The organism is Dyadobacter tibetensis Y620-1 (assembly GCF_000566685.1).
GTDB lineage: Bacteria > Bacteroidota > Bacteroidia > Cytophagales > Spirosomataceae > Dyadobacter > Dyadobacter tibetensis.
The window spans coordinates 266,646-284,156 of sequence record NZ_AZQN01000005.1 but is presented as its reverse complement, the minus strand read 5'-3'; the positions used below and the strand labels follow the sequence as shown (position 1 = coordinate 284,156).

Below are 17,511 nucleotides of genomic sequence, written 5' to 3'. Positions count from 1 at the left end.
CAAGTTACTCCACAACATTTGGTCTTGATCCTTAACCAATTCGGACTCAATTCTCCAAATAGTACCAATTTGTATCCATATAAAGAGGCCATTTTAACAACTTCCAAAACTAGATCAAGCCCAATACCTTCGGTTAGCGTGACGGTTTAATAAAATTGTAATTTCATCCTTAAGCCGGTGGTCTTTATATCACCCATTCCGGGTTTTGGGAATAGAAGCAGGCAATTGATTTCTATCTGGAAACCAATAATAAAAACTTTTTCAATGGGGCATTTCTTACCAGAACATAACGGTAAGCTAATGGTAAAAACGAGATAGATATGCCTTATGGCCGTAGATTAAGGAAATATATTTATAACTAAAATTAGAGCCAGGTGGTTAATCTTCATTTTCCCTATTGCCTTCGCCCCAAAAAATTTGTAGCCATTCTATTCTTCTTGGCGATAATATGCCCTGTTTCAGGAGCAAAGGCTGACAAAAAACGTCCTAATATCATCCTCATCATGTCTGATGATCAGGGATGGGGAGATTTAAGTATAAATGGAAATCCGGATGTACAAACACCTCATATCGACCAGATAGCCGCCAACGGTGCCCGATTTGACAATTTCTACGTAAGTCCTGTATGCTCCCCTACCCGCGCCGAATTACTCACGGGTCGCTACCACCCTCGCACCGGTGTTTACAGCACCTCTGAGGGCGGAGAAAGAATAAATCTGGATGAAACGACTATGGCCGAAATATTCAGAGCCTCTGGCTATCAGACCGCGGCATTCGGCAAATGGCATAATGGAATGCAATATCCCTATCACCCGAATGCTCGGGGTTTTCAAGAATTTTATGGTTTTTGCTCTGGACATTGGGGAAATTATTTCAGTCCTCTACTCGAACATAATGGAAAAATCGTTCAGGGTGAAGGATTCATCATTGATGACCTGACCAATAAAGCCATAGATTTTATAGAGCAGAATAGCACAGAACCCTTTTTTGTTTACCTACCCTATAATACCCCCCACTCTCCCATGCAAGTTCCCGACGCTGAGTGGGGACGATTTAAAGAAAAGGAACTCACCCTACATGGTGAATCACGCAATGGCCAAGAGGATCTGAACTTTACAAGAGCGGCACTGGCACTTTGTGAAAATATAGATAAAAATGTTGGTCGTATTCAACAAACCGTTGATCGACTCAATTTAGGAGAGCACACGATTATCATTTACCTCAGTGATAATGGCCCAAATGCAGTTCGCTGGAATAATGGTTTGAAGGGCATTAAAGGCTCGACAAACGAGGGTGGCGTAAAGTCTCCTATGCTCATTCAATGGCTAGGAAAGATTGATGCCGGCAAAAGAATCTTACAAAGAGCTGCCGCTATTGACTTGCTCCCTACCTTGGCAGAACTAGCTTCTCTAGACCTTCATACGCCTAAACCTCTGGATGGGCTTAGCCTGGCACCACTGCTCCTGACCGAAACAATAAAATGGCCCGACAGGTTGCTGTTCACCCACTGGAACGGACGTGTGGCGGTTCGAAATCAGCAATATTTCCTGGATGATGAAGGTCAACTATATGATTTGTTGCTCGATCCCGGACAAACCCGAAGCCTTACACCGAACCATACCGCCGTAACCCGTGCACTGAAAGACACGTTGTATGCATGGAAAAATGAGCTTTTGAAGGATATGCCTCAAGACATTCGTCCCTTTCCCGTAGGCCACCCTAATTTTAAATATACCCAACTTCCGGCACGGGATGCAAAGAGTCAGGGTGGAATAATCCGATCCAGCAGGCACCCTAATAGTTCCTATTTCACTAACTGGACCCATATTAATGATGCAATCAGCTGGGACATAGAAGTACTATCCGCGGGTGATTATGAAGTGACCGTATACTATTCGAGCCTACCACAGGATCTGGGTGCTACCATGGAACTCAGTGCGGGGCAAAGCACCCTTAGCTTTGAAGTGGAGGCCCCCAGAAACGGGCTACCCATCAACAATGATATACTCAATAAACGTTATGATCGTGTGGAACGTAAGGAATCTTATGAACTGGATTTTAAACCTCTGAATGCAGGAACCATACACCTGGCTAAGGGCCGCACCCAGCTTTTATTAAAGGCTCTGAATATACCCCATGAAAAAGCAATGGAGTTTAGATTGATTAATCTAACAAGAAAATAATTCAGATATGGCCCCAGCGCGTCTGGCTTAACGATTTAATTGTAAAATACTTTTATTTATATATGCCTTCTGGATTAGCATATCATCTCCAGATGCAAGGCTCTGATTTTTGCGTACGGCAAATACGCAAAAATCAGAAGCCCTTTTCTATTGCATTCCATTCTTATCGGACTACTGTAGCTTCCAGCTCAATGGTCAGTGTAGCAAAAAGTCCTTTTACCTCCAATAAAGTGGTAGCCTGTTTAATCCCATATTTCTGAAGAAAGGGTACATAAATATCCATACAGTTGGTAAAGAACTCCTGCGTAGAGGTGGTATAAACGTTCAACCTCACCAGATTTTTACATTCATAGCCCGATTCGGTTACAAGCTGTTCCAGATTTTTAATAGTCTGTTGCAGCTGAGTGCGCATATCCGCAGCGCTAGGGACTCCGTAGGAATCGATGGCCACCTGGCCAGAGCAATATAGCGTACCTTCTGCATTACGCACTTCCACTGCCTGAGCAGAATTGGTTCTTTCCCCCCAAGCCCATGGGTCAATCGTTCTCTTTTCCATATTTAGTTTTTTTTAAATTTGATTATGCAAAACTAAATGGGGGCTTTGACAGCCTTATGTCAGGGGTCCGGGAGAAACTAGTGGTATTTATCAAAAAATTCCTGCAAGGTCATACGATGTGGTGCAAATCGTGTGGAAAGTATCTGTATTTGGCGTATCCGGTCTAACCGAAAATATCGGAATCCCTTTCGTGAATGACACCAGGCAATCAGCAGCCAATTTTCGGTAGTACTGATCAGTGCAAAAGGCTCTATTAGCCTAGTGGAAGCGACACCATCATCATTAGTGTAGGCTATATTGGTAATATAGAAATTGGTAATGGCATGTTGAAACTGAGAAAGGTTATCACTATTCCTCTCCCTATTCAAATTCTGTTCGAACCGGGTTCTTTCAGCAAGTAAATTAGCCTTGTCCTTTTCTGAAGGCCTTAGCACTGCCTTTATTTTATCAATAGCCTCCGTATAATCTTTTATAAATGAAGCATCCTTATTTTTCAGCACCAGTTGTTCGGCGAGAATTAGGGCATTGGCCTGACTCTCTGTAAACATCACAGGCGGTATTTTATAACCTTCCAAGAGGGAATAACCCTTCCCTTCATCTGATACAACAGGAACACCTGCGGCTTCCAAAGCTCTTATATCGCGGTAAATGGTCCGTACGCTGACGCCAAATTTCCTAGATAGGGAGGTTGCCGTTAATAACCGCTTTGTCTGAAGCTGAGTCAATATAGCCGTGAGCCGAGAGAGCCGCTTGATATCGTTTTCGTTCATTATGAGAAGTTACTATTGCTTAGTAATTATAGCTCAATTAAGCATTTTGACCGACTACAAATCTAAAGGAATTTATGAAAGTGAAACGAATAGGAAACGTGTATTAGGGTACAGCATCAGAAATAATCGTCGTCTGCATGTCCTGAGTAGGCTGGTTGATACAGGTCAGAGGTAAACTATAAAAGTTGGAAAAGGCGCATATTCAGAGTACTGACCGTGAGTATATTAATAATTCTGCAGCCTTTATAAATTCATATTATTCAAAATAAATCTTCCTAAAGTTCTATCTACGGTAAGGTACCCGAACTGCTGGTAGACATCGGGAAATCATAAGATAACCAACTAACCCACCTATGAAGTATTTATTGATTTTTGTCTTTTACTGCATGTCTACAGTCCTATCTCAAGGGCAGGATACGCCATCTCTGAGAAAGGTAACACCGGAATTTATCGCTAAAATACGGGCCAGCGGGTATGTCCGGTATAGTGACTTTGGCGCTAAGGGAGACGGTATATCCGACGACATAGAAGCCATTGCTGCGGCGCATGCATTTGCTAATGCCCATCATATAAAAGTCAAAGCAGACGATAAAGCCACTTATTATATTGGAGGTAAAAACAAAACTGCTGTGATAAAAACGGATACCGATTTTGGCAAAGCATCCTTCATAATAGATGATACCGAAGTAGAAAATCGTAATGCCTCCGTTTTTGAAGTACGTTCAGACCTAAAGCCTTTCAAACTGACAAACATAACCCAGCTTAAGAGGGATCAAAAAAAGATTGATACTGATTTACCAGGACCCTGCCTGGTTACGGTTACGAATGCTCATGTGAAACAATATATCCGCTATGGACTCAACCAGAATAATGGCTCTCCTCAAACCGATATTTTTGTCGTAGATAAAAACGGAAATGTAGATATGGATGCCCCTATCATCTGGGACTTCGATCGGATTACCGAATTAACGGCCTTACCAATTGATGAGTCAACACTCCGGGTGACGGGAGGAAAGTTTACGACGATTGCCAATAAAGCCGAATCTAAATATACTTATTATAGCCGGAACATTGCCATCAGGCGCTCAAATGTAATAGTCGATGGTCTGGAACACTATATCAAAGGCGAAGGGGAACATGGTGCTCCCTATGGCGGTTTCCTCAATATAGGAGACTGCTCATATATCATGGTCAAGAATACGGTCTTAACCGGCCATAAAACCTACCGGACCATTGGGGCAGCAGGCAAACCTGTTTCCATGGGCACTTACGACCTCTCTGTAAACCGCGCCCTAAATGTCTCCTTCGTCAATTGCCGCCAGACCAACGACATTAATGACGGTAACTACTGGGGTATCCTAGGCTCTAATTTCTGCAAAAATTTGCTATATGATGGATGTAACTTCTCCCGCTTCGATGCCCACCAAGGCGTTGCCAATGCCACCATTCGCAACTCCACCCTGGGCCATATGGGCATCAATGCCATTGGAAGTGGACGATTACTGATTGAAAATTCAACCATCCGGGGGAGAAGTTTCGTAAACCTTCGCTCCGATTATGGTAGTACCTGGCAAGGGGAGGTCATTATCCGGGATTGTGTTTTCGTGCCAGCCAATGGCCGGCCCAGCAATGCCGCACTGATCAGCGGTTCTTATTCCGGACAACACGATTTTGGATATACCTGTTATATGCCCGAACGCATCACCATCGAAAACCTCCGTATAGAAGATAACCAGCATCCGGAAAATTACCAAGGGCCGGCGATTTTTGCCAATTTCAATCCACAAATGAAAGACGAAAGTTATCAGCAGGAATATCCTAATGTCATCACCAAAAAAGTAGTTCTTCGAAACGTCACTACCGCGAGTGGCAAACCACTGAGAATCAGCGACAATGAATTTATATTCAAAGATGTAGAGGTGGTTAAAAAGTAATATTATAGACATTGTCTGCCGTAGGCAGAAATCACGAAGCATAATATCAAATCATAGGCCAGCCTTTTCCTTAGGGAATGGGCTGGCCTATTCTTTTTTGAATAGCCATTTTCCTCAGGGGAGTTCTTGTTGTACTCATATTAAAAATCATGCGGTTCAGACAAAAAAACACACAACTTAAAAAATCATATATCTGAAATTTAAACATATAGGCCATATTTGTTTGCTTTAGCATAGCGACCATTCCTCCTTATCCTCACAAGTCTGGAGTTACACCTGTAACACCTCACTCCTTAGGTGACCCGAGTAGAAAAGTTGGAAATGATAAATAGCTTTAATAGCAAAACCAGCCATGATGTCCTATAGATTTTTATTTTTTCTCTTAGCAGTTTTTTCGGCCCCTCCTCTCTGGGCACAGTCGATACGCCTAGGATATTTTGGAGAAAGCATCACCCATTATGGCTTGAAGGGAGGGGTGGAATGGGAAATGGGAAGTCACTACCAAAGCGGTCGCAAAGTGAAAAAGGGATGGCTAATCTCACCTACCTTGGCATGCTATCGGCACCCTCATAACCATATCGGGATATTACTCTCTTCCGAACTTACTTACCGCCGCAGGAACCAGCGTGGTGGAATAATAGAAGCGGGACTTTCACCAGGCATTTTTCGTTATTTCCTAGACGGCACTACCTATCAGCCTGACGATGGGGGTGTGCTACATCGGGTACGCCTGGCCGGTGGCAACGCCTTTATGCCCTCCGTCTTTATGGGGGCGGGGAAAGATCTCTCTCTCCGCCGACAGGTTAACTTAACCTTGTTTACCCGAATTAACCTTATGCATCAAAGGCCATATAATACCGGCGGTCTGATGCGCTTTAGTCTTGAAGCTGGTATAGTATCCCCCCTCAAGAAGCCATGAAACCGAGTCGTATCTGCTTGTCAATAATCGCTCTTTTCCTTTTTCTATCCTGTGGAGATCGCGACCCTAAGCCTACCGAAGACAGCACTTATTTTCTTCGCAATAAAGGAGCGGACATGCCCATCTGGGTAAAAGGAAATCGTTCAGCGAAAAAGATCATACTTTTCATACACGGTGGACCTGGCGACTGCGCAATGTGCTACCGCTACTACCTCAAAGGATTAGAAAACCAGTCGATGGTGGCATATTGGGACCAGCGAGTAGCGGGAGCATCCATGGGAAAGGTTCAGGAATCTACCCTCCGATATGCTCAGTTTGCCGAAGATTTGGGGTATGTCGTGAAGCTATTAAAAAAGCAGTATCCCGATTCAAAAATTTTCCTGCTGGCTCATAGCTTTGGTGTAGAATTAGCCTGGCAATACCTAACTGAGGGGGATCATCAGCTAGGCATAGAAGGCCTTATAGCAGTAAATGGAATGTACTCCTTCTCCAACTGGTTGGCCTCCGTGAGGGAATGGGCCTTGAATGAAGCGCGCATTCAGGGAAATTACGAGGCCGAATCCTATCTGTTGGCACATCCTGTTACCGCAGCCAATGCTGCTACTGTATCCTGGGAAGAAATATATCGATGGATGTATAAGCTTGGCGGAAACCCCGTTTCCGTGTATGACGACCATAAATATTTGATCAATTATGCCTTCAATTCTCCCAATACTACCCTGGCTCAGTTTTCCCATGCAAAAGCATATGGTTATTACGGAAATATAGAAAGCAGGCAGTTCGAAAAGGGTGCTTTACTCCAGAAAATTCAAATTCCTGTCGGGTTATTTTGGGGGGTAAAAGACGGGGTAGTACCTCTCGAAGTAGGGGAAGCCACCAGTCGGCTGCTGACTCAGGCCTTGGTCAGTAAAGTTTATTTCGACTCTTCCTGGCATGAACCTTTTATTACCGAAACAGTCAAATTTAATCAGGCGGTTATAGAATTTATTGAGTAAAGGCTGAACAAGACAAGAGCCTACCGATTTAAATTAAAAAGCCTAACGCTGTCTGAAAAAACCTAAAAAATGGAGGATGCTCTTCCTATTTTTTCATCTACCACTTACATTCTTACAGGATTTATCAAAATGGCCTTTTACGGAGAGGAATAAGGTTGGTTTTAACCAACCTATATACGCCTAATTAATTTTAGGAATATATAGTACATTGAAGTGAATTAATTGTATATTGATTTTGAATTGTATTCTCGATGAATTATAATTTTACACTAATCTCAATATACGATGACCAAGCCATTCATAACTTTTGCCTTTTCCCTAGGGGCATTATTACTTAACATGGGTCATTTGAAGGCTCAGAGTAGTCAGTTTATTGGAGAAATTAGAATGTTTGCCGGAGACTTCGCTCCGTCGGGTTGGGAGCTATGTAATGGGCAGCTTCTTTCAATATCTTCGAACCAGGCTCTGTTTTCCCTCATAGGAACTTTTTATGGCGGAGATGGAGAAACCACTTTCGCCTTACCTGACTTCCGTGGAAGAGTGCCCATTCATGCAGGGAACGGACCAGGATTATCTCAGTACCGACTAGGTCAGAAAGGGGGAGCGGAACAGGTAACACTCACCAATAATAATCTTCCGACGCACAGCCATACGGCTACCATAAAAATGGGTGTAAGCGACCAGCCTGGAAATACCTCTAATCCTATTGGATCCATTTTGGCCAATTCAGGCGCATTTGACAAAGAATATACCGATCAGGACACTACCGGAACTTTAGGGACTACCTCTGTTACGGTCAGCCCTACTCATCCCAGCCCTTCTGGTAACACAGTGCCAGTAAACTTAATCCAGCCTTATAATCAGGTCAATTATATCATCGCTCTAATAGGCATATACCCCTCTGCCAACTGATCAGTCTTGCCTGGCAGGCATCCGGTTTACTTCCATCCTCTTAACTACACACCAATACTCAATATGAAAAACCTATACCCTTTCATCTTCTTTTGCATTGTTATATTGCTAGTCTCGCCTTTCAGACTATTGGCACAAGGGCCTGAAACCATAGAGGTAGCAGGAGCCTGTATTGACTCGGAGATTTCGCTCGCTCTCAGCCCTTCTTCCCCTATAGACGGTAAGCCAGCCTATGAGGCGACGGGTACTGTAGCAGGCGTTTCCGGCACCGACCTGGCCATCTTCTGGAGCGATGCTGAGGGCAAATGGTTTCTGGCCTTTGACGGTCAACCCTATTTTTATTATGATGGTAATACCGTAGATCCACCGAATAATTTGCTGGAGAACTGGGCGGCAGCACCCGGAACTAGTTCTACCTGTCCGGAAACCTCCCCACTTCTTATCAACGGTACTGGCACTCAGAACGATCCCCTTCCGGTCAGGCTTATTTCCTTTAGTGCTGTAATCAGTGGAACCGATATACTTTTAAATTGGAGCACCACCGATGAACAAGAAAATGCTGGTTTTTATGTCCTTCGTTCGAAGGATCTGTATAATTGGGCTACTGTAGCATTTGTAGACGGTAAGGGCACCACCTCTGCGCAACAGAATTATAAATTTCTGGACACACAAGCGGGCCCACAAATTAATTACTATAGGTTAAAACAAATGGATTTTGATGGTTCCTTTGAGTATTCCAGAATCTTATCGGTACGCAATCAGGATTGGAACCTGACGGTGTACCCCAACCCTTCAGAGGATTTTTTAGATTTAATAATGCCGGAAGGCAGTAATTGGAAGTCTGCCAAAATCATCGACCAAACTGGCAGGGTCATCCTCACCCCTTCCCTTGAACAACCCATTTCTATACGTTCACTCACCCCTGGTGGTTACGTATTAACCCTTGAATCCTCAACGGGAATAACGATCAGTAAGCGATTTAACAAGCAATAACCATGTAGTCCTATTATAATTCTGGGGGATACATAAAAACTATGGCTTTACGAAATAGACCATATAAAATTATCTGAAACTAGCCGCTCAAGCGTCAATTTTAAACCATACAATACATTATGAAAAAGCTATACATAACTTCTCTTATCTTCCTTGGTACACTTCTCCTTTGCGCTCCTACTGCTCAAGCACAGGAAAATTATTTGGGCGAAATTAAAATGTTTGCCGGCTCCTACCCCCCTAGTGGCTGGGCTTTCTGCAACGGCCAACTACTGGCTATTAGCTCGCATACGGCGCTTTTTTCACTTCTCGGTACAAATTATGGAGGGGATGGAGAAGAGACCTTTGCCTTACCTGATTTACGTGGACGAGTGCCCATTCATGCAGGGAACGGACCAGGATTGTCTCAGTACCGACTAGGTCAGAAAGGGGGAGCGGAACAGGTAACCTTAACCAGCAATAATCTACCTGCGCACACCCATGAGGCTACGCTGAAAATTGGGGTGAGCGACCAGCCTGGAAATACTTCTAACCCTGTAGGAGCCATACTAGCCAATTCTGGCGCATTTGACAAAGAATATACCGATCAGGATTCTACCGGGACTTTGGGGAAAACCTCCGTTACAATTAACCCTACCGGAAGCTCCCAGCCAGTGGACATCCGCCAACCCTATAATACTGTAAACTTTATTATCGCTTTAACAGGCGTGTTTCCACCAAGAGATTAATTACTCTTTATTACTGAGATTGCCCTAAAATTGACCCTTTCCCATATTTCACTTCAACTTATAGACGAAAAGCTATAGGATCATCATCCCGTGTCCGACTGTCTAAGAGGGCGCATCATTTCCATGTCCGAAGGCCTAAAGCCATCAGAGCATATATATATTCTATAGCTTCTATATATTCTATCACTTCGGAATGCAACCCGTCCTGGTAATTCAGGATCTTGACCAGCCTGGATTCCAGTCCCTGGGCGAGCTCCTTTGCACCATGCGATATGTCCCGACGCTTCGCATCAGCACCTGTAAAGATACCTGTCGGCTTGAGAGGTACTCTGGACCTATAATAATGTTAGGATGTAAAATTGCGTCAAATACTTTCTTTAAAAAAGTTGGAATTATCCCTGTTTTGCAAACCTGCTTATTAACATTCTGTTAAGCTCCCATCTCCCGTGAAGGGTTTTTCCGGGCCACATTATCCAATGCAACCTCAGCATTTAAATATAACGCCAATCTCAGCCCTTTCGCTTAACAATAAATTAATCAAATGCTAAAGGCCTCAATGATTAGTATTTATTAATTTTATAACCATCAAATAGCCAATACTCTTCCAAGAAGCATATTATGTGTAATATTTGTTAACTATTGCAACCCATTTAATCTCTCCATTTGAATGAATTCTAGAACACAAAAACTATTGCCTAAAAGCATTCGCAAATTAGTGCATGCATTACTGGTCTCGTCATTTGTGCTGGGTTCTATCCAGGCCCAAGAGGTATTAAACATGGATAGTCTGGCCACATCGAATCGAAGTGGAATTGAAAACAGCTTACAGGGGACTGTGGCTGGATTAAGAATTAAAAACTGGACCGGCACCTCCGGTGTTCAGTCAACCCTGACCCTCCGCGGGCTAAGTTTGGATCCCACTAACGAATCTACTGCTCCCTTGATTCTAATTAATGGAGTTCCTATCCTTACGAGCCCCTCTTCTATTACCGGCATTAATCCCCTTAGCTATTATTCACCGGATCAAGTCGAACGAATCGAAATATTGAAGACCGTAGATCAATTGGCTCCTTACGGTATTCAGGCGCCCAATGGGGCTATCAACCTGATTATGAAGAGTGGTAAAGTTGGCCCATTACACCTAAGAGGATCCGCTTCGGTTGGAGTTAACCTTCTGAACAACTTTGACTCTAGTAAAGATGCTTTTTACAATTTTAATTCAACTGCAAGACGGAAGGTATTCAAAAGCGGATCTATAATACATGACCAGAGTATACTTGTAGATGGTGGAGGAGACTATGGTTCTTACCTGTTTGGGATGAATAATCATTCTGACGAAGGAGTACTAAAGTCCACCAAATTTAACAGACAATCTCTCTTCCTGAATGCCAAATATAATATCACTCCAAAATTACGTGCACACTTTTACAACAACCTAGCTTTAACCCATAGGAATGGACGCTACGCAGGAGAGTACGATCGTACATTCAAAGTCCCTGCTGTTGAAGACGAAAGCTATTTTATGGATAAAAAGCGAAATGTTGCCTTCTTGTCTTCGTTGGGTCTTTCATTTCAACTCAACCCCAAATTCAGCGTTCAGTCTACCGCAGGTATATCCTATGAAGGGGCCAGCAGAGACCTTTATATCCCTTCCAATATCCTTTCCGGCAGCATTTTTGCTTCAAGCGAGGCATATAAGCGGCAGCTTATTACTATTAATTCGTATTTAAACTACGAACATCCTCTTTCTGCTGACTGGGATATGAATTTAAAGCTCGGTCATGAAATACGCGCTACTGACAATAGACTTACTTCCGTTGATGGTTCCCGAAGTTTGGAAAGTGGGGGCTCAAATTTTGTAAAAGTGGTCACCGGTTATAATGCCTACCAAACAGATGCATTGTCCGACCATGCTAAAGAGAACCTAATCGGCTTTTATGGAATTGGAAAATGGAAGTATAAGGATGATTTGAAATTGAATATTGTGCTTAGAGCCGACGGAAGCTCCCTCTACGAAAACAAATGGAGTTTATACCCTTCCATCGGCTTCGTATATAGCCTAGCGAACGCCGTCAAACTTCCCCTTTCTTTTAATGCTTCGATAGGAAGAATTGGAATGCTGAACCGTCCTCAAGCCTATAATGGTGAACTGACAGCCAAGGGCGATTACTATAATAATAATTATCTGGGAATAGGCACACTATATCCTGCTTTCAAAAATGCAAAAAGTGTCGATATTTTTGAAGTTGATGCTGGCCTCTCCGTCCAATTCAGCCCATCTATTTCTCTAGATATTAACTATTTTAATAAAACCTACCAGCACTTCATATACCAACGCTATTTACCTAATATACAGGGAGTTGATTTTCAATATGAAACCGGTGGAAGCATTGGACTCTCCGGGTTTGAAGTTACTCTTAATGGGTCTTGGATTCAAAAGAATCACTTTACCTGGACAAGCAATTTAAACCTGGCGGCGTATAATAATCAAGTGAATAAGCTTCCCAGTGACATTGAGAATACGAGCATCGCTCATCTAAAAGCCTTGTCATCAGGGGATGCTATCACCTCATTGATTGCCTATGAGGGCACGCAACAGAAAATAGTGGGAAACAGTGAGTCTAAAATTTTTGGAGGAATAGGTAATTCACTACGGTTTAAAAATATCTCAGCCCAATTCCTTTTCAACTTCGCTTCAGGAGCCGATATTATTGCAGAGTCTTTCGAAAGTCGCTACGACGCAACGACGATCGACGGTCAATTTCCATTAAAAAATCAGGAAACGCCCTTTTACTTTATTCAAGGCGATGAAAAAGCGCTTGTCTACCAAGGCATAAGGACCATAGAGCCCGGGAGTTATATCCGGCTCAATAAACTACAAGTAATTTATCATCTAACCTCGCTATTTAAAAACCAGCAGAAGATAGAGGATTTTCAGTTGTTTTTCAGAGGTGATAATCTGGCAACTTTTGCCCGATACAGTGGAGTTAATCCCGAAGAAAACATAATGGGAATTCGTAGCACCAGCCTAGGTTTCACAGGTACTCCGCTTCCTATGACCATTGCCCTAGGCTCTAAAATTGTATTTTAAAACTGAACATCATGAAAATGAAGATTCATTATAAGCTATGGAAATTGATACCCATGGTAGTACTTTCTATTTCTTCTTGTACCGACTATCTAAGTATCACACCCGACAACAGGACGGAGGTTGCAGAATACTACAATAGTGCTCAAAGAGTAAACCAAGCCGTTATCGGTACGTATGTAGACCTTAGAAGGGCTCTACTTACCAACCATGCCTGGCTAATGTATGGCGAGGCAAGAGCTGGAGACTTAACCGTTGAGGTCGGCTACCAAGCTCTTGTGGCATCTCAGCGACTAAACGTCGATCAATATAATCTGAACCAGATCAGTGACTGGGAATACTTTTACGATGTAATTGCGAGCGCCAACAATGTAATGGAAATAGTTTCCAGTGCAGACCCCACCCTACTCACCGAATATCAACATCAATTGTATCTGGGAGAGGCTTTGGCACTAAAATCAATGGCTTATTTCTACCTGGCTCGTATCTGGGGGGACATCCCTTCGGGAGAAGCATCGGATCTGGGTCAGAAACTAACCTCCGCTGAAGCTATTGATAGAGCCATGACTTTCGCAGATAAGGCCAAAGAACTATTGCCATGGATGCTTTTGAATGACGATGGTATTGAAAGCACAGCACTAACTGCAGTAAGATTCAACAAATCAGCTGCAACCATGCTGTTCGCACAAGAGGCCCTATGGGCCGGAAAAAATCAAGAAGCCGAGACTGCATTAGAGGAGCTTTCGGCCGATGAGGCTAAGCTTTCAGGATTAGGTCTATCGATGGGAGTGGACAGGCGTACGGATATCCCACAAACACCGTTGAGCCGCACCATGGTAAGCATGCCCCTGGACAAGCTGAACAAAATTTATCCGGTGGGGGATCAACGCCGCTCCAGCCTTTTTACTATTTCCGATGGCCAGAGCGGTGCCACCTTGATCGTAAAAGATGCTTCGACATTAGAAATACTGAAATTAAGTGAACTGAACCTATTGCGGTCGGAAGCAGCGTGGAAAGTAGGTAAGGTAGATAAGGCAATAGAATACATGTTAATCGCCACGGAAGGATCCACCGAAGATTATACAACCCTCAGCGATGAAGCCTTTGCCGACGCCTTGCTCCTGGAGCGTCAGCGTATTTTGGTTGGCACCGGACAACGCTTTTTCGATCTGATTCGATTTGGAAAAATCAGCAAATTCGTCCCCTCTCTTAGCCCAGCAGCGGTAGAAAATGGAGCCACCTATTGGCCCTTATCAGCAGGCAGCATCAGAGATAATGCTTTGACTCAAAGCAGTTACTGGTCCAACCAGCAATCACAGTGATCATTTTAAAATAATTACCCAATGGAAATAATGATACAAAGAACCTGCTTTCTACTCTTCCTACTAGTGCTTTCCATGCAGGTAGTGGTAGCTCAAAAAGCACATACCGGCAAGGTGACCGATCAGGATAAAGAAATACTCATAGGGGCAACGGTAGGTGTGAAAGGAACCGACCGCTATACCATAACTGATATCAAAGGCAATTACTCCCTGGATTTATCCTTAGGAGATACCATCATATGCTCTTACATTGGTTACCATACCAGGGAGATCGTGTTTCGCCAGGCATCCAATCTGAATATAATACTGGAGTCCAGCGTAGCGGAACTTGAAAGTGCTATCGTAATTGGATATGGTTCCCAGATTCGTGAAGAGGTAACCGGATCTATTTCAGAAATTAAGATGGACAAGATTACGGAAGCTCAGGTCTCCGATTCTTTTGAATCACTGCTTCAAGGGAAAGTAGCCGGGATGAACATCCAGTTAAATTCAGGGGAACCTGGGTCAAAGCCTACCATCATCATTCGTGGATTAGCCGCGGTAAGCCGAGGGGATGCTTCCGCGGTGTCGGAACCCTTATATGTCGTGGATGGTGTGCCGATCATCTCCCGTACGGCTGACGAATTTTCCATTACGAGTACCAATGTCCTGGCCGACCTCAATCCCAGTGATATAGAAGATGTGGTGGTATTAAAGGACGCTTCAGCGGCGGCAATCTACGGATCAAGGGCGGCCAATGGCGTAATCCTGATTACCACTAAAAAAGGTCGGCGCGGGAAGCCACAAATTAGCTTCAATGCCCGGCTGGGAGTTAACTATGTCCCTCAGTTGCAGGATGTAGCAGGAGGTGCTAAAGAACGGGAACAGGTAGCCCGCTTATATGCTTCCTATGCTCCCTATGGGGTATCCATGCCCGCCATGTATACCGATATCAACAATCCATTCTATAATAACTCCTCAGACTGGCAGGGATATCTGTACAATACTTCAATAACCCAGGATTTTAATGGCTCCATACGCGGAGCGGGAGATTTTGGACAGTATAGCATTAGCATGGGGCATATGGACAACAAGGGTATTCTTTTCAATACAGGCTTTAAGCGTTATAGTACGATGGCAAGTACCAGCTTCAATGCCCTGAAAAACAGCCTGGTAATCGATAACACCCTCGCGGTTTCACGTACCGATCAAACCCGAAATCCGGATGGACTTTCGGCAAACTACTCCACGCTATTCCCCCTGCCCAATAATGATATCGTAAAAGGATCTGAGGTGTATGGTATAGGTAAAAATTCCAATGTCAATGACCGTATCCGATTCAGCTCTAACGCCACCTTAAATCTTTTCCAAAATCTCACATACAAGACCAGTCTTAGTCTCGAATATACCCGAAGTATGAAAGACACCTATAGTGCATCCCGACGTACCCTAAGAGCCTATAACAGTAGCGGAGCCAGTGAAAGTCGAAACCTGTTATTCCAGAATACACTTAATTATGCCCCAAAATTTAGTGAGGGGCATAGTCTCAATTTCCTGCTTGGCCAGAGTGCCGAGAAAATAGAGACCAAAATCACTCAGGTAAATAGCGTAGCCGCCTCCCCATCACTCTCGGAAACGGTGAACTGGCCCAGTGGCAATGCCATTGGCTCCAGCAACTATACAGCCAGCTCAATTTTGTCCTATTTTAGCCGGGTAGATTATTCCTTTCAACAAAAGTACATGATCGGGGGCTCGCTCCGGGCAGATGGATCCTCCAAATTTGGGCAAGCCAATCGCTGGGGAATTTTTCCTTCCATATCCGCCGGGTGGAACTTTGGGAAGGAAAGTCTTTTTAAAAACTTAGATTGGTTTGAAAGTGGTAAAGTACGTGCTAGCTACGGTATTTCAGGGACTACATGGAATAACGACTACCTAGCGCTTGGAATTATGGACGGAGGTGCCCTTGACAGCTATAACTCGCTCCTGGAAATATCCTATGGGGGTATATCCGGTTACTCGCCTTCGTGGTACGATGGATTCAAAAATGAAAATCTCACCTGGGTAAAGAGCCAGATGAGCAATATAGGTATGGATGTATCCTTATTTGGAAACAAACTTGAATTCATAGTCGACGCATACGAAAAGGTTACAAAAGGACTACTACTCACCACCTCTCTTCCTACCACATCGGGCTATAATGAGGTCTATCGAAATGCAGCAAATGTTTTGAACCGAGGACTGGAATTTACCGTGAATACCAACATAAACTCAGGAAGAGAATTTAATTGGAACACGGGGCTAAACTTCGCCTTAAACCGGAATCGGGTAATCGCCCTACCCGACGGGAATGCAGATATCATTAAAACCAGCACCTCGGGCCAAGACTTCGGATCTATCGTTCGGACAGGGACTCCTCTGAATGGTTTCTTTTTTTATCAGTCGCAAGGAATCTACCAAACTGAAAGTCAAATCCCGGTTAACCCCAAAACAGGGGCACGTCTGTTGGGACTTCAGAATAAGAAACTTGCAGTAGGAGATCGGAATTTCAGGGATCAGAACGGAGATTATATTATAGACGTGAAAGACCGAATCTATGCCGGAGACCCTAACCCCAAATGGACTGGCGGATGGACAAATGATTTAAGATATAAGAATTTTGGGCTAAACATCGTATCTACCTTCGTGGTTGGAAGGAAAATAGTCAATACCGCATTATTGGAAAGGCTACAATTTGGAAAGGACTTTGCCGGAGCCCGTTCCATGCCCAATCTCGACAACTATTCAATATGGGAAAAAAGTGGGGACCAGGCTAAATATCCTTCCCTGAACCCTTGGAACGATGCATCACAGATTGTTTCATACGATTCAGAATATGTAGAAGACGGATCTTACTTCAAAGTTAAAGCCGCCACCCTGTCGTATAACCTGAACAATACAATATTGGACCGTTTAGGTATAGGAAGAGCCAGGATCTATTGCACCTTCGACAATATTATAACTTTTCAAAAATATAGTGGCCCCGACGCCGAACTGGTTACCATTGATGGCTTTGATGACTCCAAGGGATATCCCATGCGCAGGATGATGCTTTTTGGAATTTCACTGGGGCTCTAATATTCATTTTTTAAAGAT

12 protein-coding genes are annotated in these 17,511 nt (G+C 43.7%); 10 read left to right on the top strand and 2 right to left on the bottom strand.

The genetic code is table 11. The annotated features are described in order from the left end of the window. Nucleotides 1–374 precede the first annotated feature (374 nt). Entirely contained in the window at nt 375–2,183 is a 1,809-nt protein-coding gene (locus tag X939_RS0115535) for an arylsulfatase (protein WP_025764208.1), read from the top strand. Nucleotides 2,184–2,346: 163 nt separating this feature from the next. Here the strand turns inward: X939_RS0115535 and X939_RS0115530 are convergent, their stop codons facing one another. Together X939_RS0115530 and X939_RS0115525 are read right to left on the bottom strand one after the other, a co-directional pair. Beyond that, nucleotides 2,347–2,739 carry a RidA family protein gene (locus X939_RS0115530; protein WP_025764207.1) on the bottom strand — a complete coding sequence of 131 codons (393 nt, stop codon included), beginning with the start codon at nt 2,737–2,739 and terminating at the stop codon, nt 2,347–2,349. A gap of 77 nt (nt 2,740–2,816) precedes the next feature. Next, nucleotides 2,817–3,509, bottom strand: a complete 693-nt coding sequence (locus tag X939_RS0115525) for a helix-turn-helix transcriptional regulator (RefSeq protein WP_025764206.1) — start codon at nt 3,507–3,509, stop codon at nt 2,817–2,819. 386 nt (nt 3,510–3,895) lie between these two features. Between X939_RS0115525 and X939_RS0115520 the strand changes: the two genes are divergently transcribed. The 9 genes from X939_RS0115520 (at nt 3,896) to X939_RS0115475 (ending at nt 17,493) form a co-directional block, all read left to right on the top strand. Continuing rightward, a complete protein-coding gene (locus X939_RS0115520; RefSeq protein WP_025764205.1) occupies nt 3,896–5,443 on the top strand; it encodes a hypothetical protein in 1,548 nt (515 codons plus the stop codon). 352 nt (nt 5,444–5,795) lie between these two features. After that, the gene (locus tag X939_RS0115515; RefSeq protein WP_229236070.1) at nt 5,796–6,362 is read left to right on the top strand and encodes a hypothetical protein; all 567 of its coding nucleotides are present in this window, start codon (nt 5,796–5,798) and stop codon (nt 6,360–6,362) included. Further along, entirely contained in the window at nt 6,359–7,357 is a 999-nt protein-coding gene (locus X939_RS0115510; RefSeq protein ID WP_025764203.1) for an alpha/beta fold hydrolase, read from the top strand. Before X939_RS0115515 ends, X939_RS0115510 begins: the two co-directional genes overlap by 4 nt. 285 nt (nt 7,358–7,642) lie before the next feature. Next, nucleotides 7,643–8,269: a phage tail protein gene (locus tag X939_RS0115500; protein ID WP_025764202.1), complete on the top strand. Its 627-nt coding sequence runs from the start codon at nt 7,643–7,645 to the stop codon at nt 8,267–8,269. A 63-nt stretch (nt 8,270–8,332) separates the two neighbouring features. Further along, complete coding sequence (locus X939_RS0115495) at nt 8,333–9,262, top strand: T9SS type A sorting domain-containing protein (RefSeq protein WP_084299499.1); 930 nt, start codon at nt 8,333–8,335, stop codon at nt 9,260–9,262. A gap of 119 nt (nt 9,263–9,381) precedes the next feature. After that, a complete protein-coding gene (locus tag X939_RS0115490) occupies nt 9,382–9,990 on the top strand; it encodes a phage tail protein (RefSeq protein ID WP_025764200.1) in 609 nt (202 codons plus the stop codon). A 667-nt stretch (nt 9,991–10,657) separates the two neighbouring features. Then, on the top strand, nt 10,658–13,081 hold the full coding sequence (locus X939_RS0115485) for a TonB-dependent receptor plug domain-containing protein (RefSeq protein WP_025764199.1): 2,424 nt from the start codon (nt 10,658–10,660) through the stop codon (nt 13,079–13,081). Between the two features lie 11 nt (nt 13,082–13,092). After that, nucleotides 13,093–14,400 (top strand): RagB/SusD family nutrient uptake outer membrane protein, encoded by a 1,308-nt coding sequence (locus X939_RS0115480; RefSeq protein ID WP_025764198.1) that lies wholly within the window; start codon nt 13,093–13,095, stop codon nt 14,398–14,400. A 30-nt stretch (nt 14,401–14,430) separates the two neighbouring features. Continuing rightward, nucleotides 14,431–17,493 (top strand): SusC/RagA family TonB-linked outer membrane protein, encoded by a 3,063-nt coding sequence (locus X939_RS0115475; RefSeq protein WP_198034427.1) that lies wholly within the window; start codon nt 14,431–14,433, stop codon nt 17,491–17,493. The last annotated feature ends 18 nt before the right edge of the window (nt 17,494–17,511 follow it).

What these genes read in the sequence shown, in the direction of transcription:
- X939_RS0115530 (WP_025764207.1), bottom strand. Translation starts at nt 2,739, where the DNA reads ATGGAAAAGAGAACGATTGACCCATGGGCTTGGGGGGAAAGAACCAAT.
- X939_RS0115525 (WP_025764206.1), bottom strand. Translation starts at nt 3,509, where the DNA reads ATGAACGAAAACGATATCAAGCGGCTCTCTCGGCTCACGGCTATATTG.
- X939_RS0115520 (WP_025764205.1), top strand. Translation starts at nt 3,896, where the DNA reads ATGTCTACAGTCCTATCTCAAGGGCAGGATACGCCATCTCTGAGAAAG.
- X939_RS0115515 (WP_229236070.1), top strand. Translation starts at nt 5,796, where the DNA reads ATGATGTCCTATAGATTTTTATTTTTTCTCTTAGCAGTTTTTTCGGCC.
- X939_RS0115510 (WP_025764203.1), top strand. Translation starts at nt 6,359, where the DNA reads ATGAAACCGAGTCGTATCTGCTTGTCAATAATCGCTCTTTTCCTTTTT.
- X939_RS0115500 (WP_025764202.1), top strand. Translation starts at nt 7,643, where the DNA reads ATGACCAAGCCATTCATAACTTTTGCCTTTTCCCTAGGGGCATTATTA.
- X939_RS0115495 (WP_084299499.1), top strand. Translation starts at nt 8,333, where the DNA reads ATGAAAAACCTATACCCTTTCATCTTCTTTTGCATTGTTATATTGCTA.
- X939_RS0115490 (WP_025764200.1), top strand. Translation starts at nt 9,382, where the DNA reads ATGAAAAAGCTATACATAACTTCTCTTATCTTCCTTGGTACACTTCTC.
- X939_RS0115485 (WP_025764199.1), top strand. Translation starts at nt 10,658, where the DNA reads ATGAATTCTAGAACACAAAAACTATTGCCTAAAAGCATTCGCAAATTA.
- X939_RS0115480 (WP_025764198.1), top strand. Translation starts at nt 13,093, where the DNA reads ATGAAAATGAAGATTCATTATAAGCTATGGAAATTGATACCCATGGTA.
- X939_RS0115475 (WP_198034427.1), top strand. Translation starts at nt 14,431, where the DNA reads ATGATACAAAGAACCTGCTTTCTACTCTTCCTACTAGTGCTTTCCATG.